The 22,653-nt window shown below is 46.2% G+C and carries 22 protein-coding genes; 19 read left to right on the top strand and 3 right to left on the bottom strand.

Annotated features, from left to right (window positions below; genetic code table 11):
- Positions 1-10 precede the first annotated feature (10 nt).
- The gene (locus QUB61_RS27445) at positions 11-196 is read right to left on the bottom strand and encodes a hypothetical protein (protein WP_333132066.1); all 186 of its coding nucleotides are present in this window, start codon (positions 194-196) and stop codon (positions 11-13) included.
- A gap of 143 nt (positions 197-339) precedes the next feature.
- Here QUB61_RS27445 and QUB61_RS27440 point away from each other — a divergent pair, with 143 nt between their 5' ends.
- The 13 genes from QUB61_RS27440 to QUB61_RS27380 all read left to right on the top strand — a co-directional run bounded on the left by QUB61_RS27440 (position 340) and on the right by QUB61_RS27380 (position 13,389).
- Positions 340-519 carry a hypothetical protein gene (locus QUB61_RS27440; protein ID WP_333132064.1) on the top strand — a complete coding sequence of 60 codons (180 nt, stop codon included), beginning with the start codon at positions 340-342 and terminating at the stop codon, positions 517-519.
- Positions 520-525: 6 nt separating this feature from the next.
- Positions 526-663 carry a hypothetical protein gene (locus tag QUB61_RS27435; RefSeq protein ID WP_333132062.1) on the top strand — a complete coding sequence of 46 codons (138 nt, stop codon included), beginning with the start codon at positions 526-528 and terminating at the stop codon, positions 661-663.
- A gap of 353 nt (positions 664-1,016) precedes the next feature.
- Positions 1,017-2,255, top strand: coding sequence for a sedoheptulose 7-phosphate cyclase (locus QUB61_RS27430; protein WP_333132060.1), 1,239 nt, complete (start codon positions 1,017-1,019; stop codon positions 2,253-2,255).
- Positions 2,256-2,257: 2 nt separating this feature from the next.
- On the top strand, positions 2,258-3,061 hold the full coding sequence (locus QUB61_RS27425; protein ID WP_333132058.1) for a class I SAM-dependent methyltransferase: 804 nt from the start codon (positions 2,258-2,260) through the stop codon (positions 3,059-3,061).
- A gap of 240 nt (positions 3,062-3,301) precedes the next feature.
- On the top strand, positions 3,302-4,693 hold the full coding sequence (locus QUB61_RS27420) for an ATP-grasp domain-containing protein (RefSeq protein ID WP_333132055.1): 1,392 nt from the start codon (positions 3,302-3,304) through the stop codon (positions 4,691-4,693).
- Between the two features lie 152 nt (positions 4,694-4,845).
- The gene (locus QUB61_RS27415; RefSeq protein ID WP_333132082.1) at positions 4,846-4,941 is read left to right on the top strand and encodes a hypothetical protein; all 96 of its coding nucleotides are present in this window, start codon (positions 4,846-4,848) and stop codon (positions 4,939-4,941) included.
- 340 nt (positions 4,942-5,281) lie between these two features.
- A complete protein-coding gene (locus tag QUB61_RS27410) occupies positions 5,282-6,661 on the top strand; it encodes an ATP-grasp domain-containing protein (protein WP_333132053.1) in 1,380 nt (459 codons plus the stop codon).
- A 17-nt stretch (positions 6,662-6,678) separates the two neighbouring features.
- Positions 6,679-7,758 (top strand): ATP-binding protein, encoded by a 1,080-nt coding sequence (locus QUB61_RS27405; protein WP_333132051.1) that lies wholly within the window; start codon positions 6,679-6,681, stop codon positions 7,756-7,758.
- 183 nt (positions 7,759-7,941) lie between these two features.
- Entirely contained in the window at positions 7,942-8,370 is a 429-nt protein-coding gene (locus QUB61_RS27400) for a hypothetical protein (protein ID WP_333132049.1), read from the top strand.
- A 13-nt stretch (positions 8,371-8,383) separates the two neighbouring features.
- Complete coding sequence (locus QUB61_RS27395) at positions 8,384-8,818, top strand: hypothetical protein (protein ID WP_333132047.1); 435 nt, start codon at positions 8,384-8,386, stop codon at positions 8,816-8,818.
- 137 nt (positions 8,819-8,955) lie between these two features.
- Positions 8,956-9,579: a Uma2 family endonuclease gene (locus tag QUB61_RS27390; RefSeq protein ID WP_333132045.1), complete on the top strand. Its 624-nt coding sequence runs from the start codon at positions 8,956-8,958 to the stop codon at positions 9,577-9,579.
- 105 nt (positions 9,580-9,684) lie between these two features.
- The gene (rimO, locus tag QUB61_RS27385; RefSeq protein ID WP_333132043.1) at positions 9,685-11,007 is read left to right on the top strand and encodes a 30S ribosomal protein S12 methylthiotransferase RimO; all 1,323 of its coding nucleotides are present in this window, start codon (positions 9,685-9,687) and stop codon (positions 11,005-11,007) included.
- Between the two features lie 897 nt (positions 11,008-11,904).
- Positions 11,905-13,389 carry a DEAD/DEAH box helicase gene (locus tag QUB61_RS27380; RefSeq protein WP_333132041.1) on the top strand — a complete coding sequence of 495 codons (1,485 nt, stop codon included), beginning with the start codon at positions 11,905-11,907 and terminating at the stop codon, positions 13,387-13,389.
- Positions 13,390-14,139: 750 nt separating this feature from the next.
- Here the strand turns inward: QUB61_RS27380 and QUB61_RS27375 are convergent.
- Complete coding sequence (locus QUB61_RS27375) at positions 14,140-14,685, bottom strand: hypothetical protein (RefSeq protein ID WP_333132039.1); 546 nt, start codon at positions 14,683-14,685, stop codon at positions 14,140-14,142.
- Positions 14,686-15,018: 333 nt separating this feature from the next.
- On the opposite strand from QUB61_RS27375, the gene QUB61_RS27370 reads away from it, so the two are divergent.
- The 6 genes from QUB61_RS27370 (at position 15,019) to QUB61_RS27345 (ending at position 21,190) form a co-directional block, all read left to right on the top strand.
- Positions 15,019-16,221, top strand: a complete 1,203-nt coding sequence (locus QUB61_RS27370; protein ID WP_333132037.1) for a Coenzyme F420 hydrogenase/dehydrogenase, beta subunit C-terminal domain — start codon at positions 15,019-15,021, stop codon at positions 16,219-16,221.
- 98 nt (positions 16,222-16,319) lie between these two features.
- Positions 16,320-17,354: a M28 family peptidase gene (locus QUB61_RS27365; RefSeq protein WP_333132035.1), complete on the top strand. Its 1,035-nt coding sequence runs from the start codon at positions 16,320-16,322 to the stop codon at positions 17,352-17,354.
- 188 nt (positions 17,355-17,542) lie between these two features.
- Positions 17,543-18,619, top strand: coding sequence for a leucine-rich repeat domain-containing protein (locus QUB61_RS27360; protein ID WP_333190205.1), 1,077 nt, complete (start codon positions 17,543-17,545; stop codon positions 18,617-18,619).
- A 42-nt stretch (positions 18,620-18,661) separates the two neighbouring features.
- On the top strand, positions 18,662-19,468 hold the full coding sequence (locus QUB61_RS27355; protein ID WP_333132029.1) for a leucine-rich repeat domain-containing protein: 807 nt from the start codon (positions 18,662-18,664) through the stop codon (positions 19,466-19,468).
- Positions 19,469-19,516: 48 nt separating this feature from the next.
- On the top strand, positions 19,517-20,323 hold the full coding sequence (locus tag QUB61_RS27350; protein WP_333132027.1) for a leucine-rich repeat domain-containing protein: 807 nt from the start codon (positions 19,517-19,519) through the stop codon (positions 20,321-20,323).
- Positions 20,324-20,371: 48 nt separating this feature from the next.
- Positions 20,372-21,190 (top strand): leucine-rich repeat domain-containing protein, encoded by an 819-nt coding sequence (locus QUB61_RS27345; protein ID WP_333132025.1) that lies wholly within the window; start codon positions 20,372-20,374, stop codon positions 21,188-21,190.
- A 141-nt stretch (positions 21,191-21,331) separates the two neighbouring features.
- On the opposite strand, the gene QUB61_RS27340 is transcribed toward QUB61_RS27345, so the two are convergent.
- Positions 21,332-22,555 carry an alkaline phosphatase D family protein gene (locus tag QUB61_RS27340; RefSeq protein ID WP_333132023.1) on the bottom strand — a complete coding sequence of 408 codons (1,224 nt, stop codon included), beginning with the start codon at positions 22,553-22,555 and terminating at the stop codon, positions 21,332-21,334.
- Positions 22,556-22,653 lie beyond the last annotated feature (98 nt).

Here is a 22,653-nt window from a genome sequence, read left to right as displayed (position 1 = left end):
CCGCCGAATCCTAAAAAAACTGCTGCGGGAAGCTTTCGCCGAAAGCACCACCGACCCGCAAACCACAACTGATGAGGGGATGCGCCAACTCCCAACAAGCTGCTGCAATTGTGGGATATGCTGGGTTTGGTTCACCTGAAGTATTTGGATGAATCCGGTTGCTGCGGACATTGCCCAACAGGTTATGTTTAGGCACTACTCTTGGCAACAAAAACCCCACGTTGCAAATGCGACGGCGAGGGCGAGGGATCAATATCTGGGGAGTGTGGAACAAGTCAGCTTTGAGTATGCTTTGATGTTAGGTTCCTTGACAACTGAGACCTACTTAAAACTTATGGAGTGGCAAGCACAACTATGGCACAACTACGGCTAGAACACGCTGGTAAGTTAACGGCGATCGTCCAAGACAATGCTTCTGTACATTGTTCACTCCTAACGCCACAGCAGTGGGAACTTTCTTCAGCAGCAAAAGTAATTTTCTTTTTACCACCTTATAGTCCGCTTCAGCAACCGTCTTGAGGATGAATGGTTACATGGAGAGCGATCGGAGCTAGGGAGTCCGCGTTTTTGCCGATGAGTACGATTTGGCGATCGCGATCGCCAGAGGTTTGGAAACCAGGGCTGCCAGAGGACAGTATGCTGAACAAAGCCTTTTCGGTTTAATTAGGTGGAGCTACTTAAATTGCTCGACGATCTGATATTCCTCAACAATTCCATAGAAATTTTTTTGCATGAGGTTGCATAAATATGATAAATCCGCTATCTTAAGTTTCGTGCAAGTATTGAGGCGATCTCAACTTGCTCCTAGCAAGGCATTCTGTATAAATACTATACAAGCAGTATTTAACCTATTCTTAACAGCTCTGGAAGTAAATTTTTAGGTGGATAGTTAAGATAATATTAAATGACAAATTTGTCAAGTTAATGCCGAGGAAGTTTGCCAGCAAAAGGATTGAGAGTTTTGACGGTCGCCCGGATACTTACCGTTTTTATCAACATGAAAGTGCAAAAATCTTATGGGTGACATTCAAGCAACATTTACAGCTACCGATCGAGCTTTTCAGATTGAAGGCTACGAAAAAATAGATTTCAGCTTGCTATACGTAGATGGTGCTTTCAAGCTTGAGAATCCAGAGATTGCGGATAGTTATCGCCAATTTGGTCGCTGTTTAATGGTTGTAGATGAAACAGTCTACGATCTGTACGGTGCACAGATGCATCATTATTTCAAGCATCACCAGATAGATTTAACAGTCTTTCCAGTTAATATCAAGGAACCTGATAAGACGTTAAAAACGTTTGAAAGCATCATAGATGCCTTCGTTGATTTCGGACTCGTGCGGAAGGAGCCTGTTTTGGTAGTCGGTGGTGGATTGACGACAGACGTAGCTGGTTTTGCCTGCTCGTCTTATCGCCGTCGGACTAACTACATTCGGGTACCGACGACACTAATTGGCTTAATTGATGCCAGTGTGGCGATCAAAGTAGCTGTGAACCACGGTAAGCTGAAAAACCGCCTCGGTGCTTACCACGCGTCGAAGAAAGTAATTTTAGACTTCTCTTTTCTGAAAACTCTGCCGATCGACCAAGTGCGAAACGGGATGGCAGAGTTAATTAAGATTGCCGTAGTAGGTAACACAGAAATCTTTGAGTTGTTAGAAAACTACGGCGAAGCATTGCTGCAGACCCATTTTGGTTATGTAAACGGCACGCCGGAACTTCAAGAAGTGGCGCATCGGCTCACTTACAAGGGCATTGAGTCGATGCTGGCATTAGAAGTACCGAACCTACACGAGCTAGATTTGGATCGGGTGATTGCCTACGGTCACACTTGGAGTCCGACGCTGGAACTAACGCCGGAAATTCCGATGTTCCACGGCCATTCTGTCGCCATCGATATGGCTTTTTCCGCCACTATTGCCCAACTGCGGGGCTACATTTCGATCGCCGACCGCGATCGGATCTTAGGGTTAATGAGCCGCCTCGGACTAGCAATTGATAGCCCTTATCTCACATCAGAACTGCTGTGGAAAGCGACAAAATCGATCAGTCGTACCCGTGATGGTCTTCAACGTGCTGCGGCCCCCCGCCCCATTGGTGAATGCTTTTTCATGAATGATTTGACTCGAGGTGAGTTGGATAAAGCCCTACTGGTTCATCGAGAAATCTGTCAGGAGTATCCGCGCCGCGGCGATGGGGAAGATATGTACGTGGGGTCAGGCAAAGCTGGAAATCTTTCCACATCTGGGGTTTGACAATGAGACCCGTTACCCCAGTCGGGATTTTAGCGGCTAAACTGGAAAGTCTCGCCGAGCAAGTAGAAAAAATCGATAATCTCGATCGAGCTTTCAAGGCAGAATTACAACAAGCCTACGAATTGGCAAATGGTCTCGATCCGTACCTGGATCTTTGTACCACGCCGGAATCTCCTGCCTTAGCCGCGTTAGTGAAGCGCACCCAATCAGAAGATTGGAGTAAGCGATTCTCTGACGGCGAGACAGTGCGGCAGTTGGAACAGGAAATGCTATCGGGTCATCTCGAAGGCCAAATGCTGAAATTTCTCGTCCATCTCACCAAAGCACAGCGCGTACTGGAAATAGGGATGTTTACCGGGTACTCAGCACTAGCGATGGCGGAAGCACTGCCGGTGGATGGAGTGGTGGTAGCCTGCGAAGTAGATGCTTATGTAGCTGAATTTGCCCAGAAGTGTTTTCACGAATCTACTGCCGGTCACAAAATCTCAGTGAAGGTGGCACCGGCTCTAGAAACCATGAAAGAATTGGCTGCTAATGGAGAAGTGTTCGATCTGGTATTTATCGATGCCGATAAAGCTGGATACAGAGACTATCTCGATTTACTCCTAACTACGGGACTGTTGGCTCCCAATGGCTTGATCTGCGTCGATAACACTTTGATGCAGGGACAGCCCTACTTGTCAGGTACTCCTACTCCTAATGGGGTAGCGATCGCCAAATTCAACCAGGCTCTAGTTGACGATCCGCGCGTAGAGCAAGTGTTACTGCCGCTGAGAGATGGATTGACCTTAATTAGGCGCGTTTAGTAGAACAAAACTTAGGCGTCAAAACCAAAAAAACCGGGTTTTTTGCCATATTCAGCGGGCTGTAACGAAGTCCCCTCGTCAAAAAACCCGGTTTTTAACCACCCGTGCGTAATATCAAATCCGCGCTTCATCGGCATGATTCATCTCTCTTTTCTGGGGACTCTGCGCCTGCGTAGCTTCAAAGGCGGTTTAATCATTCAAAAACCACCGCTAATTAGAGTATTTACTTAGTAAAAAATTATGCTCGAAACCGTTTCAACGGCAGCGATGCCATCTGAACAGGAAACAAACGCGGCTTCTAGCCGCTTCCAGACAGTCAAAACCATAGCAACCTTAATTTTGCTGCTATTGGTACTGCCCCTGAATCTCGCTTTAACTGCGATCGCCCTACTGAGATCCATCATCATCAAACCGTTTCAGTCTCGAACGATCGCAGACTCTCCCCAAACGATTTTGGTCGGCGGCGGCAAGAGAACCAAAGCATTACAGCTAGCCAGATCGTTCCATAAGGCCGGTCATCGGGTAATTTTGTTTGAAACCCACAAATACTGGCTGACAGGTCATCGTTACTCTTGGGCAGTCGATCGCTTTTACACAGTACCAAATCCCCAGACAGAGGAATACCCTCACGCACTCTTAAAAATTGTCCAACAAGAGAAAGTAGATGTTTACGTTCCCGTCACTAGTGCAGGCGGCAGTTACTACGATGCCAAAGCCAAAAGCGTACTTTCTCCTCACTGTACGGTAATGCAGCTAGATGTCGAAACTCTGGAACGTTTGGATAATAAATATGAGATGGCAACAGCCGCCAAAGCGTTGGGGCTGCGAGTTCCGAAGTCCTACCGCATTACTAATCCGCAGCAAGTAATCGATTTTGATTTTACTGATGCACAGCGTCCATATATTATGAAAAGTATTCCCTACGATTCTATTCGTAGGTTAGACCTGACGAAGTTACCCTGCGCAACTGAGGCGGAAACGGCCGCGTTTGTGAAATCTTTACCAATTTCCGAGAGTAAACCTTGGATTATGCAAGAGTATATTGCGGGGCAAGAATACTGCACTCACAGTACAATTCGTGACGGTCATCTTCAGTTGCATTGTTGTTGCAAATCGTCGGCGTTTCAGATAAATTACGAGCATGTCGATCGCCCGGATATCGAAAATTGGATTCGTCACTTTGCCAAGAGTCTCAATCTGACAGGACAAGTTTCCTTTGATTTCATGGAGGCGGCGGATGATGGAGAGATATACGCGCTCGAATGCAACCCGCGCACCCATTCAGCCATCGCGGTCTTTTACAACCATCCCGATGTGGCAAAAGCTTATTTGGAACCCGACCCTTTACCACAGACAGTGCTGCCTTTGGCATCGAGTCGCCCGGCTTACTGGATTTACCATGAAATTTGGCGATTGGTGACTCATTTGTGGTCGCCCAAACAAGTTTATGAGCGGTTACAAATAATCGCCAAAGGCAAAGATGCCATCTTCGAGTGGGACGATCCGCTGCCGTTTTTGATGGTGCATCATTGGCACATTCCCTTGTTGTTATGGGCAGATTTAAAGAAGCCGAATGGGTGGATTGGGATTGATTTTAATATTGGCGAACTTGTGGAAATAGGGGGAGAGTGAGTATGTCAGTATTAGGGGTTTTGCATTTAGTCGGCTCGGCAGTTAGCGATTTTTACTGTGATTTATCAGGGTTAATGAGCCGCCTCGGACTAGCAATTGATAGCCTGATCTGACATCAGAACTGCTCTGGAAAGCCTCCTAACGGGGTAGCGATCGCCAAATTTAACCAGGCTCTAGTTGACGGTCCGCGCGTAGAGCAAGTGTTACTGCCGCTGAGAGATGGATTGACTTTAATTAGGCGCGTTTAGTAGAATAAAACTGACGCGTCAAAACCAAAGAAACCGGGTTTTTTGCCATATTCGGCGGGCTGTAACGAAGTCGGAGGTCAAAAAACCCGGTTTTTAACGACCCGTGCGTAATAAGCTGTTATGGATTTAAATTGTATGTCAAAAAACAATAAAACTCTTGTGGGGTGGGCGTCCCGCCCGCCTCGAATATGCAATTTAAATGCGCGACAGCTTATCAAATCCGCGCTTCATCGGCACGATCCATCTCTCTGTTCTGGGGACTCTGCGCCTGCTTCGCTTCAAAAGCGGTTTAATCATTCAAAAACCGCCGCTAATTAGAGTATTTACTTAGTAAAAAATTATGATCGAAACCGTTTCAACTGCAGAGATGCCATCTGAACAGGAAACAAACGAGGCTTCTAGGCGCTTCCAGACATCAGTCAAAACCATAGCAACCTTTATTTTGCTGCTATTGGTACTGCCCCTGAATCTCGCTTTAACAGCGATCGCCCTCCTGAGATCCATCATCCTCAAACCGTTTCAGTCTCGAACGATCGCGGACTCTCCCCAAACGATTTTGATCGGCGGCGGCAAGATGACCAAAGCATTACAGCTAGCGAGATCGTTCCATAAGGCCGGTCATCGGGCAATTTTGGTTGAAACCCACGAATACAGGCTGATTGGTAATCGATACTCTTGGGCAGTCGATCGCTTTTACACAGTACCAAATCTCCAGGCAGAGGAATACCCTCAAGCACTCTTAAAAATTGTCCAACAAGAGGGAGTTAATGTTTACGTTCCCGTCAGTAGTCCAGAGGGCAGTTACTACGATGCCAAAGCCAAAAAGGTACTTTCTCCCTACTGTACGGTAATGCACATAGATGTCGAAACTCTGCAACGTTTGGATGATAAGTATGAGTTGGCCACCGCCGCCGAAGCGTTGGGGCTGCGAGTTCCGAAGTCCTACCGCATTACTAATCCCCAACAAGTAATCGATTTTGATTTTAGTGACGCACAGCGTCCATATATTATCAAAAGTATTCCCTACGATTGTGTCCACAGGTTTGATCTCACTAAGTTACCCTGCGCGACCCCAGCAGAAACAGCCGCTTTTGTCAACTCATTACCAATTTCCGAGAGTAAACCTTGGATTATGCAAGAGTATATTCCAGGGCAAGAATACTGCACTCACAGTACCGTCCGTAACGGTCATCTTCAGTTGCACTGTTGCTGCAAATCATCGGCGTTTCAGCTGAATTACCAGAATGTCGATCGCCCGGATATCGAAAATTGGATTCGTCAGTTGGCCAAGAGTCTAAATCTGACAGGACAAGTTTCCTTTGATTTCATGGAGGCGGCGGATGATGGAGAGATTTACGCGATCGAATGCAACCCGCGCACCCATACAGCCATCACGATGTTTTACAACCATCCCGATGTGGCAAAAGCTTATTTGGAACCCGACCCTTTACCGCAGACAGTGCAGCCTTTGGCATCTAGTCGCCCGACTTACTGGATTTACCAGGAAATTTGGCGATTGGTGACTCATTTGTGGTCGCCAAAGCTAGTTTATGAGCGGTTAAAAATTATCGCCCAAGGCAAAGATGCCATCTTCGAGTGGGACGATCCGCTACCGTTTTTGATGGTGCATCATTGGCAAATTCCCTTGTTGTTATGGGAAAATTTGCGTCACCCGAAAGAGTGGATTAAAATTTATTTTCATAGTGGAATAATTCTGTAAATAGGGGGAGATTGAGTATGTTAGTATTACGGGTTTTGCATTTAGTCGGCTCGGCAGTTAGCGATTTCTACTGTTATATATCGCGGGTTTATGCAGCAGATTGTCTGAAAAATGCTGCTATTTCAGCACTTTATGAAAGTCATATTGCCTATGTTTCTACCGATGGCAAATGGTATTTTCCCACCTCTCTCGATCCGAGTGCGATCGCGGCCGCTAATCCCATCTCTCTAGCGGACGCAGTACAGGTGCTGGCAGATCTCCAGATAGACGTGATGGTGCCCCAGATGTATTGTCTCCCCGGCATGACTCAATACCGAGCCTTGTTCGAGCTGCTGAATATTCCTTACCTGGGTAATACCTCTGAGGTGATGGCCCTGACTGCTGACAAGGCGAAGACTAGGGCAGTAGTAGCGGCCGCTGGGGTAAGTGTGCCACAGGGAGAAGTTCTCCGCGCGGGCGATCGACCTTCGATTGATTTTCCGGTGGTGATCAAGCCAGTGAATGCCGATAATTCTCTGGGAGTTGCGTTAGTTAAAAATGCTGCTGACTATGATGCGGCTTTGCAGACAGCATTGACTCATTCAGAGGAAGTGCTAGTAGAAAAATTCATTGAAGTGGGTAGAGAAGTTCGCTGTGGGATTATTGTCGAAGCTGGCGAGCTAGTCTGCTTGCCGCTGGAAGAGTATGTTCTCGATCGCGATCGCCTGCCGATTCGGAGTTATGATGAGAAGTTTAACCCAAAGGACGATGGCAACTTGAGCTTGACTTCTAAGCCTAGTCCCAAGTCGTGGATAGTTGACACCAGCGATCCGATTACCGAGAGAGTTTGGGATCAGGCCAGAAAATGCCACATCGCTTTGGGCTGTCGTCACTACAGTTTATTTGATTTTCGCATCGACCCCGATGGACAACCTTGGTTCTTAGAAGCGGGGCTGTACTGTTCTTTTACACCAAAAAGTGTGCTTGTAAATATGACCAAAGCATCAGGAGTTTCTCTCGATACTTTTTTTGACAGTATGTTGCAAAAGGCCTTACAAGGTCGATCGGAAAGCCCACTAGCTTTAGTCACGAGCGATGGGAAACGGATTGCTCGATAGGTACAATGCAATGGTGGAACCAGTAAGGTAGAAGATGACAACAACAGGGAGATTCACTTGCAAGTTTTGAATTTGTGTGATTTGTCCCTGGATTTGTCTTTGGTGTTTCCAGGCTAGGCTTTCTGCTCTGATATAATGTGAAAAAGTGCGAGCGAGATTTATATAAATTTATACGGTGCCTTAATGACTGCGCCACCGCCTCCGACACCGACACCGACACCACCCCCATCGAGTCCAACTCCTGTAGAGCCATCTCCTCCGGTAAATACGCGCTCGGGTACATTCACGAAAAAGGTCGTGATGAATGTTTTGGAGTTTGTCGATCAGGTGTTATATGCGTTAATGGGTCAACTTGGAAGAACAGTTTATGGGTCAATTCAGGATGCGATCGCGATCGGTATTATTTTAAAGCTTCCCGGTTTAATCGGTGAAATTATTATCGGTAAAGATTTTTCAGGTTTCGATATTTGTCTGCAAGAAAGTCCTTGGGGTGTATCCCGTTATGCTTGTTTCATTATTGTAGCTTCTGATTTTCTGTTGTGGATAGTTCTCGCAGGTCGAATTCTTGCTCGGTTTTGGGCAGATTTAAAAGATTTGAAAAATAATCCCTAGGAGATATTGGATTATGACTTTAGTCAACCGCAAACAAATTAGTCTTTATGAAGAAGCTGAAGCTGGATTAAAGTCTTTAGTCAAGCAAACGGCTCAAGTTGGTGCGGGTTTGTTGGGGATGCTGTTGCTGACAGGGGGAAATCCGCCAGCTTTGACAGTAGGGTTAAGTGTAGTTGGAGGAATTGCGTTTGTTGCTTGGAGCGAAGAAAAGCGACTAACTAAATTTTATGCACGACAGACTCAGCTAATACATAATTCTCTCAGCGAAGAGAAGCGACTGACTAGCGAAGAGAAGCGACTGGCTAAGGTTTATGAGCGGCTGCGTCGGCTAACGATCGAACTTGCTTGTGCCACCAGTGAAAAAGAGAAGTGGCAACTTCGCGAGCGTATTAAGGAACTCAAGAAGCTTATTAATGAAATAGAATCGCTTGTTGAGGAAAATCAGTAGTTTGTCTTCGCTGAACCGTTGAAACTCCTTTATCAGCTACAGTCTAATTTGTCAAGTCTTTTTGATAAAATATCAAAAAGCCTTGTGTCATCTTCTAGCTTTCCGCATACTAATCACCAGACAGAGGAAACCACAACATGATCCAAACCATATCCAAAACAATCACGTTTGATGAGTTCGTTGCCTGGTATCCAGAGAACTCTGTCCATAAGTACGAACTACACAATGGAGTTATTGTTGAAATGCCCAAAGGAACTGGCGACCATTCAGATGTTACGGGCTTTATAAGCTTAAAACTAGGAGTTGAAATTGACCGTGGTGAATTACCCTACTCAATTCCAGGTGACTGTCTACTTAAACCCGTCCGTGACGAATCAGGCTACGAACCAGACGTAATAGTCCTAGACAGAACCGCACTTGCAAACGAACCGCGCTATAAAAAAGAATCCGTCATCACGATCGGGTCTTCGGTGCGACTGGCTGTAGAGGTAGTCAGCACGAACTGGCGGGATGATTATTTTTTCAAAGCTTCCGACTATGAAGAAATGGGCATTCCCGAATACTGGATTGTAGACTATCTCGGTTTGGGCGGCCGCAAGTTTATCGGTAATCCCAAACAACCAACACTTTCGGTTTATCAATTAGTAGATGGAGAGTATCAGGTCAAACAGTTTAGGGGAAGCGAGAGGGTTGAGTCGCTGACTTTTCCAGAATTGAAATTAACGGCCGAACAGATTTTTCGGGCTGGCTTGCCAAACTAGCGAGTAAAAATTATGCAAAGGTCGATCCACACAAGCTTGCAATTTATAAAATTGTGTGATATCATGAAACGTTCTCGAAAATAGCGCAACAGCAAATATTACTGCATGGCAACGAAGCCAACGATCGCATTTAGTCACCTCGGCTGCGAAAAAAATCGCATCGATACCGAACACATGATCGGCTTGCTGGCTCAAGCGGGCTATCAAGTCGATTCTAATGAAGAATTAGCCGATTATGTTGTAGTCAATACTTGCAGTTTTATCCAAGCGGCGCGAGAAGAGTCGGTCCGCACCTTGGTAGAATTGGCAGAAGCTAATAAAAAAGTAGTCATCACCGGCTGCATGGCACAGCATTTTCAGCAGGAATTGCTGGACGAATTGCCGGAAGCAGTCGCAATTGTCGGCACGGGCGACTATCATAAAATCGTCGATGTTATGCAGCAGGTGGAAAAGGGCGATCGAGTTTCCCTCGTCTCCTCCGAACCTACTTACATAGCAGACGAAACTATTCCCCGCTACCGCACAACATCGGAAGGTGTCGCGTATCTGCGCATAGCAGAAGGCTGCGACTACCGCTGTGCATTTTGCATTATCCCGCACTTGCGCGGAAATCAAAGGTCGCGGACGATCGAATCAATCGTCGCGGAAGCTCAGCAATTGGCGTCGGAAGGGGTAAAAGAAATTATCTTAATTTCTCAAATTACCACCAACTACGGCAAAGATATTTATGGCGAACCGAAACTAGCCGAACTGCTTCGCGCTTTGGGTAAAGTAGATGTGCCTTGGATTCGGATGCACTACGCCTATCCTACAGGTTTGACTCCGCAAGTTGTCGAGGCAATCCGGGAAACGCCCAACGTTTTGCCGTATTTGGATTTACCCCTGCAACACTCGCACCCGGAAATTCTGCGGGCGATGAACCGGCCTTTTCAAGCTGGGATTAATGATGCTATAGTCGATCGGCTCAAAGCAGCACTTCCCGGCGCCGTGATGCGGACAACTTTTATTGTCGGCTTCCCGGGCGAAACCGACGAACACGCAGCACACTTGCTGGAATTTGTCAAGCGCCACGAATTCGATCACGTAGGAGTTTTCGTATTTTCGCCAGAAGAAGGAACCCCAGCCTTTAGCTTGCCTCAGCAAATACCAGCAGAAATAATGGAAATGCGGCGCAATGCGGTAATGGCGGCACAACAACCTATATCATTGAAGAAGAATCAAGAATCTGTCGGTCAGGTAGTTGATGTCCTGATAGAACAAGAACAACCAGAGACAGGTGAGTTGATTGGTAGATCCGCTAGGTTTTCCCCAGAAGTAGATGGACTCGTCTATGTGACAGGAGAAGCGCGACTGGGATCGATCGTCTCAGTGAAAATCACTGGTGCAGATGTCTACGACCTCTACGGTCAAGTCGATTTTAGATTTTAGATTTTAGATTTTAGATTGACTGCACAGACTCATCTGGGAACTCGATCTTTTGTCTAAAATTGTGGGATTGACCCTCGTGAGTTGACGTGGCACTGTATCCGGTGCTGGGCGGGGTCAAGTGTAAGTGTTGCTGGAACTGTCGCGCTCGGCGGTGTGGCGAACAAAAACCGGACACCAGCCAAAATAATTAGCGGATTGTGCGGCAAAAGTAACGGTTTGTACAAGATTGTGCAAATATATCTAGCAAAGGGATTATAGACCTTGATTAGCCTCTGGCGGCAATCGACGCTCCCCCTCGGGGTGCGGTTATCTCTACAGAACATCGGAAAATTTTAACGAATTTAATGTTTTGTTTCTGAATGTAAAGAGTTATGATAGTAACAAGCCAGAAATAAGCGGGGACAATTTGAGATTGCTTCGCCGTCCGCCCTACACCACAACGGTATCCCGAAAGAGTGTTGAGATGGATAGGCGGTAACGGTCGCTGCATCCCCTGCTCAATCCCGCAGGCGACGGATTGCGGGATAGCGCCTGAACCAAAAACCTATTACTACTATGTTGTAGTGAAGTGGGGCTGTCATGATCCTCACTATAAAATGCCCGAGAGGGAAAGCTTGCAAGTACCTCAAAGGAAGTCCAATGTCCTGTTTGAAGAATGTTGGAAGCCTATAACCCGACCCCTGGCGGTTGGTATCGGTGATGTCACAAAATCAAAGACGGCTGTCGAATTGGTAAATTAGTCACCATCGACGGAGCTGCCCTATACTCGATTGCTATTTAAGAAGGTGCGCGCAGGCGCAGCACCATAAAGAACTCTTATGAGTTCCTGCCCTAGAGCAGAAATCCGCATCCGAGTTGGGCAACTTAGAAGGCTAAGACTCGTTATTAGGAGCATTAATGAATTTATTGTTTGAAGGCTTAGGTCTTTCGGAAGAACTCGTTCTCCATCTGGAAACACTAGGCTTTACAGAACCTACTCCCATCCAAGTACAAGCAATTCCGCACCTGTTAGCAGGCCGCGACGTTGTGGGTCAAGCCCAAACAGGGACAGGCAAAACGGCAGCATTCTCGTTGCCCATCTTGGAGCGGATTGATTTAGATGTAACTGCGGTGCAAGCACTGGTGCTGACGCCGACTCGCGAATTGGCGATGCAAGTAACTGAAGCCATCCGCGATTTGAGCGGCATTAGCAACGACGGCCCGGTAAAAGTTGGTCGCTCTCTGCAAGTTCTGACGGTGTACGGCGGTCAATCGATCGATCGTCAAATGCAGCGTTTGAAGCGCGGCGTTCACATCGTTGTCGGTACACCCGGACGCATATTGGATATGCTCAGCCGCGGCAGCCTGAAACTAGACAAGGTACAGTGGCTGGTTTTGGATGAAGCTGACGAAATGCTCAGCATGGGCTTTATCCAAGATGTGGAAAAAATATTGGATGCTGCACCAAAAGATCGTCAAACGGCATTTTTCTCGGCGACGATGGAAGCTTCCATTCGGAAATTGGTAGCGCGACATTTGCGCAACCCAGTCAACGTCACCGTAGAACAGCCAAAAGCAACGCCGAAGCGCATCAGCCAAGGCGTGTACATGATTCCCCGCGGCTGGTCGAAGGCAAGGGCTCTACAGCCAATCCTAGAAATGGAAGACCCGGAATCTGCACTGATTTTTGTGCGGACGCGGCAGTCGGCGGCGGAACTCACCAGCCAACTGCAAGCTGCCGGTCACAGCGTTGACGAGTATCACGGTAATTTGAATCAGGCACAGCGGGAACGCTTGCTGTCGCGGTTCCGCCAATGTCAGGTGCGCTGGGTAGTGGCGACTGATATTGCGGCGCGGGGTTTGGACGTGGATCACTTGACTCACGTGATTAACTACGATTTGCCCGACAGTGTGGAAAGCTACGTTCACCGGATCGGACGCACGGGCCGGGCTGGTCGCGAAGGAACGGCGATTACGCTGATTCAACCGGTCGATCGCCGCAAACTGCGCTTGATTGAACGCCACGTGCGATCGAGCTTGACGGTGCGAAACATTCCCACACGGGCGCAAATTGAAGCTCGTCAGTTGGAAAAGATGCAGGGTAAAGTGCGCGAAGCCTTAGCCGGGGAACGGATGGCATCTTTCTTGCCTCTGGTGTCTGAGTTATCCGAGGAGTATGACTCCCACGCCATCGCCGCTGCTGCTTTGCAAATGGCTTTCGATCAAAGCCGTCCTGCTTGGATGGGCGCTGATTACGCTCAACAAGAAGATCCCCCGATTGGTGGAGAAAACAGCGTCAAGCCAATCTTGATCAAGAAGCGGGCTAAGACGGGTGCGCCGAGTAATTCTGTAGCGCCGACTTTTTCTGGAGCACCGAGTGCTCCTGTTCCTCAGAACAGCTAATTGCTAGGGTGCTCCGTGCGCACCTTATTTTGAATTTTTGTAGAGATGCGATCGATCGCACCTCTACTTTTTTTTATGGGTGCGATCCCAAATCCGAGCTCCCGGGCGCGGTTGAAACCGCGAACAAACTTTCGTCCACTCCTAGCGGACCCAGAATTGGATAAGTAAAGATGCAAGGAAAGCGACAGGCAAGATGCCTGTTCCACAAACAGTGAATTTTCTTGTGGAAGTGGAACAGGCATCTTGCCTGTTCATAATCGGGCAATTGCTGTAACTAATTCTACGCTGAGTACGTTAATTGAAGAATTGGGCACTGAGTGTCAAAATGTTATTACTTTAGATCAATTCCGGTTGCATTGGAATGATTAAACCGCAGAGTACGCTCTTAACGCAGAGTCAGAGAACAGAGAGATGAATGCAGGACGATGCTAACGAATTTTATATTAATCCATCAACTTCAGTTACCTGATTTGAGCGATCGACAAAAAGCTGAAATTCTAGCAGAGTTCCTTCCTCTCTGGAATCGATCTCAACGTTCACTGCGGAGAGGATTTTCAGACACTTGTTGCTGAGCAAATGGCAAAATTGTCTGATGACGATCGAGAGGATTAAGGAGACGCGGGCGATCGCACATCAGGAAAAAGCCCTCCCGTCCACTCACAGAAAGCCTAAAAATCCTAAAAAATAAGCAGGAGTTTAGTCCTTACTACAAACTGGTGAACCGGGACTTTTGCACTGTTGTTTAATATGTCAGTTTAGCTGCGTGCCCACAATAATTTTTTGCACGCGATCGCCCTTAATTTCCAAAATCAAATTAGAAGCCTTTTGGTCATTGCTGTAAGTCAACCGAGTCACTCCACCCTGCACAGATTGCGACCCATAACCGTAAGTTTTAACAACTTTTTGGCTGTTATCTCTTACCTTTACACCATCAATTGTCAGAAACTTGGAATTGGTAGTAGAAATTAAATAAACTTTCCCCTCCCATGCTGCTACCGTCAATCCTGAGTAGCTTAGCGTGCGAATCTTGCCGCCGATGGCAGGCGCAGCAGGTTTAGTTTCGTCGCGCTGCGGTTTTCCCAACTTGCGTTTTGCCTCTTCTACAGACATCCCCAACCGAACCCCGCCAATCCCCAGGCGTGAATAGTTCAGCGCCGCCGGCTTTTGTGTCGCGCTGAGCATTCTTTCTAGAGTCGCAACGCTTTGATTCATAGCGGGAATAGGGCGAACTAAACCAGCAAATCCCAAGCTCGAAATCGCGAGATTGATCGTGATGCTAGCGACGGCTGTTGTCACAAACATTTTTACCATTTTTTTATAGCTTTATTTGGCAGTGTATTCGCGCGATCGCCCCCTCGATCCGGATCTATACTAATAATCCCGGGTACAGAGAATTCACTCCTACACAAGCAAAATCCGCCTGGGCGGACTAAAAGAGTAAAGATATTCATCCCCAAAAATATAACCCCTATAAACCCGGTTTCTGTAGCGGCAGTGCCAAGATATCTCGCCCTCACTGGTTTCTGAATACCAAACAAAGTTTTATGTTTAATTACAGCGACTACTTAATAATTGGAATTGCTGTGATATCCTAACAAAAGCCATATCTGCATAAAATAAGTAATTTAGATGACCGCAACAGATTCTACTAAACACCAAAAATCCAAAGCCCTGAAACCGGGTAGCCGCCGCCCCGCTAAAGAACTTTGCAGCGAGTGCGGTTTGTGCGATACATATTACATCCATTATGTCAAGGAATCTTGTGCTTTCTTAACACAGCACATCGCGGAACTGGAAGCAGAAATTCACGGGCGATCGCGCAATCTCGACAATCCCGACGATTGGTATTTCGGAGTCAGTCAAAATATGATGGCTGCTCGGAAAAAAGAGCCGATCGAGGGCGCTCAGTGGACGGGAATCGTCAGCACAATTGCGATTGAAATGCTCGAAAAAGGAATTGTAGAAGGCGTTGTTTGCGTCCAAAATACCAAAGAAGACCGCTTTCAACCCATGCCGATTATTGCGAGAAATCGCGAAGAAATTCTGGCCGCAAAAGTCAACAAACCAACTCTCTCTCCCAACCTTTCAGTATTAGAACAAATCGAGAAATCGGGGATGAAGCGGCTGTTAGTAATTGGCGTAGGCTGTCAAATTCAAGCTTTGCGAACAGTCGAGAAAAAACTCGGCTTAGAAAAGCTCTACGTTTTGGGAACTCCCTGCGTGGATAATGTCAGCCGTGCAGGCTTGCAGAAATTCCTAGACACGACTAGCCGTTCTCCTGAAACGGTGGTGTCTTACGAGTTTATGCAAGACTTTAACGTTCACTTCAAACACGAAGATGGTTCGAGCGAGAAAGTGCCGTTTTTTGGGCTGAATACTAAGGAATTGAAAGATGTTTTTGCTCCTTCTTGTTTGAGCTGTTTTGATTATGTCAATTCTTTAGCAGATTTAGTTGTGGGCTACATGGGAGCACCTTTTGGTTGGCAGTGGATTGTGGTGCGAAATGACACCGGGCAAGAGATGTTAGATTTGGTAACGGATCAGCTTAACACTCAGCCGGTGATGTCTCGAGGAAATAGAAAAGAAGCGGTTCAGCAAAGCATTCCGGCTTATGAAAAAGGAGTGACTTTGCCAATGTGGGCGGCGAAGTTAATGGGAGTTTTTATTGAGAGAATTGGGCCGAAGGGTTTGGAATATGCTCGGTTTTCGATTGATTCTCATTTCACTCGCAATTATCTGTACGTGAAGCGCAATTACCCGGAGAAATTAGAGGCTCATGTGCCGGAGTATGCTAAGCGGATTGTGGGGCAGTATAAGTTGCCAGATGTCTAAACTTGTAGGGTGCGTCAGTCAAAAGCTGTTGGATTATTGAAAAAATAACGCTAACTGACGCACCCTGCTACTCAAGAATAGCAAAAGATAGAAAACTAATGCAATTGGGAAAAATCGAATTATGGAATCGCAGAAAGTTAACTAGACTGGCTATCCTTAGTACAATCTTAATTAGTCTGATTAGTGGGATATGGTTGAGAATGATTGCAATGCCCGGGAAAAGCTACAGCGGGACAATTCCCCCTTTAACAGCAAAGGAAATCTCGCTCCGAGATGCTTTACAGCGCGATGTGGAAAAGCTCTCTGGTGAAATCGGAGAGCGCAACTTTATACAATATCAAAAACTTGGAGAAGCCGCTGACTTCCTCGAAGCATCTTTTCAAGCTGCTGGCTATAAAGTTGAACGACAAGGATATAAAATTGATGATAAATTTTATTATAACATAGAAGTGGAGATTCCCGGGGGAAAAAAGGCAGATGAAATAGTTGTAATTGGGGCACATTATGATTCTGTGGTGGGGAGTCCAGGGGCAAATGATAACGCAACTGGGGCGGCGGGAGTGCTGGCTTTAGCGAGAATGTTTGCAGGTAAAAAGCCTGAAAAAACTGTGCGTTTTGTTGAGTTTGTGAATGAGGAACCGCCTTTTTTCTGGACTGCTGATATGGGGAGTTTGGTTTATGCCAAAAGATGCAGAGAGCGTAATGAAAAAATTGTTTCGATGCTCAGTTTAGAAACAATTGGTTATTACTCTGATGCCAAAAACAGTCAGAAATATCCAGCACCATTAAACCTTTTTTACCCTACATCGGGAAATTTTATCGGATTTGTTGGCAATTCATCCTCAAGTAAACTGGTTAGAGAGGCGATCGCATCTTTCCGCCACCATGCTGAATTTCCCTCGGAAGGTGCAGCAATTCCGGGTGGCATTCCTGGTGTTGGTTGGTCCGATCAATGGTCTTTTTGGCAACATGGTTATCCAGGGCTGATGGTGACAGATACTGCTCCCTATCGCTATCCTTACTATCACACGGCGCAAGATACACCCGATAAGGTTGACTGGGAACGGACGACGAAGGTGATAGCTGGATTGGAGAAAGTTGTGGCAGGTTTGGTGGGAGTTGATATTAATTAGTTGCGTAGGGTGCCCAGCGGGGAAATATCCTCGATCGGCATAGAATATCATGCAAAATGACGCACCTAAAAATTAGTATAAGTTGCCTGAGTGAAGTGATTAAGAGAGTTGGTAATAGATGTTTTGCAGGGACAGGGTAAGGCAGTGTCTTTGTTGTATACTGTTGGGAAAATTAGAGGTAAAAAATTATGACACTTATAGTTACACAGAAACAGATGAAGTTACAAAAGTCGATCGCAGTTACTTGTTGTGCGATCCTAGCATTATCTGGAAATGGACTATCTGCCAAAGCAGCAGAAACGCGAGCAGGAAACATGAGACGAACATTTGCGGAATGGTGTCGCCAAAAAGCTGATTTGAGTCCTGAAGCTAAACGTACTGTTGAGGTGCTGTTGCAGAAAGCTGAGACTACTGAGTGCGATGCGGCTAATCTGAAACTTTCGAGTCTCACAGTTCTCGTCCTCGACAACAATCAAATCAGCGACATCAAACCGCTAGAATCCTTGGCTAACCTGACTTTTCTCAACCTTATCGCCAATCAAATCAACGACATTAAACCGCTAGAATCTTTGACTAGCCTGACTGTACTCTTCCTCGATAACAATCAAATCAGCGACATTAAACCGCTAGAATCCTTGACTAACCTGACAAAGCTAGAGCTCAACAATAATCTTCTCAGGGACATCAAACCTTTGCAATCCTTGACTAACCTGACTGAGCTCGGCCTCGATAACAATGAAATCAGCGACATCAAACCGCTCGAATCCCTGACTAAACTGACTGATATGGATCTCGGCGACAATCAAATCAGCGACATCAAACCGCTCGAATCCTTGACTAACCTGACTTGGCTCGTCCTCGACAACAATCAAATCAGCGACATCAAACCGCTCGAATCCTTGACTAACCTGACTGATCTCAAGCTCATTGACAATCAAATCAGCGACATCAAACCGCTAGAATCCTTGACTAAACTGACTTATCTCGATCTCGACAACAATCAAATCAGCGACATCAAACCGCTAGAATCCTTGACTAACCTGACTGTGCTCTTCCTCGAAAACAATAAAATTAGCGACATCAAACCGCTCGAATCCTTGACTAACCTGACTATGATATCCCTCAGCAACAATCAAATCAGCGACATCAAACCGCTCGAATCTTTGACTAAACTGACTGAGATTCCCCTCAGCGGAAATCCGATCGCTCCCAAAACTTGCCCACTAAAGCCAGAGTCTATCTGTAAGTGGGAACCCTTAAATTAAATGCTCAAACTTTACTGTTGGGGAAATTAGAGGTACAAGATTATGACACTCATAGTTGCACAGAAACACATGAAGTTACCAAAGTCGATCGCACTTGCTTGTTGTGCGATCCTAGCATTATCTGCAAATGGACTATCTGCCAAAGCTGCAGAAACGCGATCGGGAAACATGAGACGAACATTTGCCGATTGGTGTCGCCAAAAAGCTGATTTGAGTCCTGAAGCTAAACGTACTGTTGAGGTGCTGTTGCAGAAAGCTGAGACTACTGAGTGCGATGCGGCTAATCAGACACTTTCGAGTCTCACGACACTCGACCTCACCGGCAATCAAATCAGCGACATCAAACCGCTAGAATCCTTGACTAACCTGACTGGGCTCACCCTTAATGACAATTCTATCAGCGACATCAAACCGCTACAATCCTTGACTAACCTGACTTGGCTCTACCTTGGCTACAATCAAATCAGCGATATCAAACCGCTAGAATCCTTGACTAAACTCATTGAAATCAACCTTTACAAAAATCAAATCAGCGACATCAAACCGCTACAATCCTTGACTAGCCTGACTAATCTCGGCCTCGGCGGCAATCAAATTAGCGACATCAAACCGCTACAATCCTTGACTAGCCTGACTGATCTCGCGCTCAGCGGCAATCAAATCAGCGACATCAAACCGCTACAATCCTTGACTAACCTGACTTCGCTCTTTCTCTTCGACAATCAAATCAGCGACATCAAACCGCTACAATCCTTGACTAAACTGACTTATCTCGATCTCAGCGGAAATCCGATCGCTCCCAAAACTTGCCCACTAAAGCCAGAGTATATCTGTAAGTGGGAACCCTGAAATTAAACGCTCAAACTTTGCAGTTGGGAAAATTAGAGGTACAAGATTATGACACTTATAGTTGCACAGAAACATAAGAAGTTACAAAAGTCGATCGCACTTGCTTGCTGTGCGATCCTAGCATTATCTGGAAATGGACTGTCTGCGAAGGCTGCAGAAACGCGATCGGGAAACAGTAGACGAACATTTGCCGATTGGTGTCGCCAAAAAGCTGATTTGAGTCCTGAAGCAAAACATACTGTTGAGGTGCTGTTGGAGGAAGCAAAGACTACTGAGTGCGATGCGGCTAATCTGAAACTTTCGAGTCTCACACAACTCTTCCTCCAAAACAATAACATCAGCGACATCAAACCGCTAGAATCCTTGACTAACCTGACTGTGCTCTTCCTCAACAACAATAAAATCAGCGACATCAAACCGCTAGAATCCTTGACTAACCTGACTTGGATCTTCCTCGACTACAATCAAATCAGCGACATCAAACCGCTAGAATCCTTGACTAACCTGACTTTTCTCAGCATTGGCGACAATCAAATCAGCGACATCAAACTGCTAGAATCCTTGAATAACCTGACTTTGCTCAACCTCAGCAACAATAAAATCAGCGACATCAAACCGCTAGAATCCTTGACTAACCTGAATGGGCTCGGCCTTGGCGACAATCAAATCAGCGACATCAAACCGCTAGAATCCTTGACTAAGCTGACTGGGCTCGTCCTCAGCAACAATAAAATCAGCGACATCAAACCGCTAGAATCCTTGACTAACCTGACCGAGCTCGGTCTTAGCGGAAATCCGATCGCTCCCAAAACTTGCCCTCTAAAGCCAGAGTCTATCTGTAAGTGGGAACCCTGAAATTAAATGCTCAAACCTTACTGTTGGGAAAATTAGAGGTACAAGATTATGACACTCATAGTTGCACACAAACATAAGAAGTTACCAAAGTCGATCGCACTTACTTGTTGTGCGATCCTAGCATTATCTGGAAATGGACTGTCTGCCAAGGCTGCTGAAACGCGATCGGGAAACAGTAGACGAACATTTGCTGACTGGTGTCGCCAAAAAGCTGCTTTGAGTCCTGAAGCTAAACGTACTGTTGAGTTGCTGTTGCAGAAAGCAAAGACTACTGAGTGCAATGCGGCTAATCTGAAACTTTCGAGTCTCACTTATCTCGACCTCGACAACAATAAAATCAGCGACATCAAACCGCTACAATCCTTGACTAACCTGACTCGGCTCGAACTCGAAAAAAATAAAATCAGCGACATCAAACCGCTACAATCCTTGACTAACCTGACTTGGCTCGTCCTCGACAACAATAAAATCAGCGACATCAAACCGCTACAATCCTTGACTCAACTATCTTTGCTCGGCCTCGAAAAAAATCAAATCAGCGACATCAAACCGCTACAATCCTTGACTAACCTGACTTTGCTGGGCATTGGCGACAATAAAATCAGCGACATCAAACCGCTACAATCCTTGACTAAGCTGATTTTGATCAGTCTCAAAAACAATCAAATCAGGGACATCAAACCGCTACAATCCTTGACTAACCTGAATTCGCTCGTCCTCGACAACAATCAAATCAGGGACATCAAACCGCTACAATCCTTGACTAACCTGACTGATCTCTACCTCAGCGGAAATCCGATCGCTCCCAAAACTTGCCCGCTCAAACCAGCGTCTATCTGTAAGTGGCAACCACAAACTAAACCATAAAACTTTACAGTTCCGAAAATTATAGCTACCAAATTAGGACACAAATCACCATAATTATCATTTGAAAGTCCGCGCAGGCGGACTTAGTTTTTGTTACTGCGATTTCAATCGCCTGGATATTTTTGCAAGAAGTCTATTTAATCACTTAGGATTAACAACAAACTCACTGACAATAAACGGCTTTTGATTGATAATCGCATTGGGATTAGCATCAAGTTGAGACTGCGTGTAAGGTTCAATACCATAAGTTATGACCCGCAACTGCTGACTCTCAGGAGCAATTTCAAACTCATTCCAGCCGTAGGTATGCACTCCTAAATACTCTCCCTGAATCAGTCTAGCGTCAATCCCAGAACCTTCCAAACCAACTGGATCGTATCCTAGCGGCGCTGTCCGAGTATCCAGAATATTGCGGACAAAAGCATCTTTTTCTTCCCTTGTCGGCAATGAATTATAGCGATCTTTTTCCGATTGTGGCAGTAAGGCGGTGGGCGTAAAAGCAACTGTTGCCGGGCCAAAGGGGGCGGCAAACGGCCCTTGCCCGATGTTCAACTGAATAGCAACAGGACTGGTCATTACATCAATAACATCCGTAGGGATTTGCGGCTGACCTGCGGCTTCTTGATAGGTGACATTATTCACGACATAGCCGTGAAAATCTCCGGTGGCAAAAACCACATTTTTGATGTTATTTTCTTTGATGAAACGCAGCAAATCTGTTCGTTCAGCAGCATAACCTTCCCAGCGATCGCCTGCAACCGGAATACCAAAATTTTGAATCGGATCGCTTGACATAATAAACTTCCAAGTTATGCCATTTTGTTGAGCTTTCAGTAAATCATTTTTCAATTCTTGAAGTTGCGCTGCCCCTAACAGCGTGCGATTCGGCGTAAAGGCATCGTTGAGAAACTTATTAACAGTAGCTTGGTCCGAAGTTTCCGCAATACTTTTCAAAGAATTATCTCGGAAAGAGCGCAAGTCTAACACAAATGTAGCTGCATCACTGCCGAAGGTATTGTAACGATAAAGTTTTTGCTCGTTAGCAGTGCGAGAGTCGCCCGTATTGCCATAAAAATCATTTCGCAGGGGATTGTAGACTTGAAATGCTTGTAAAGCTGTGTCAAATACAGGCGTATCATTGACAAAGCCTCCCCCCGTCCCGAAAATCCCCTCTTTTTGCGACGACTCAGTAGGTGTTGCACCCCCGGCAAAATCATTCGTGAGTTCGTGGTCATCCCAGCTAGCATAGATGGTGGTGGAAGCCTGCAAATCAGCCCAGGTATTGAGGCCATAACGTTGACCGTAGACTTCATTGTGCTTGGTGCTAAACTCTTCAAAAGTTTTAGGTTGTCTGACTCCGGGCAAATCTGGCGATAGATCGTCTACTTGACATACCTCCTCGCCCTATAAGTGCGAGGATTCCTTGACACTTCACAGCAACGTGCTACCGGAGTAGTCTTACC

Origin of the sequence: Microcoleus sp. C2D2, assembly GCF_036702495.1 — a bacterium.
In the GTDB taxonomy this organism is placed as follows: domain Bacteria; phylum Cyanobacteriota; class Cyanobacteriia; order Cyanobacteriales; family Microcoleaceae; genus Microcoleus.
This window is presented reverse-complemented; position numbering and strand designations above follow the sequence as displayed.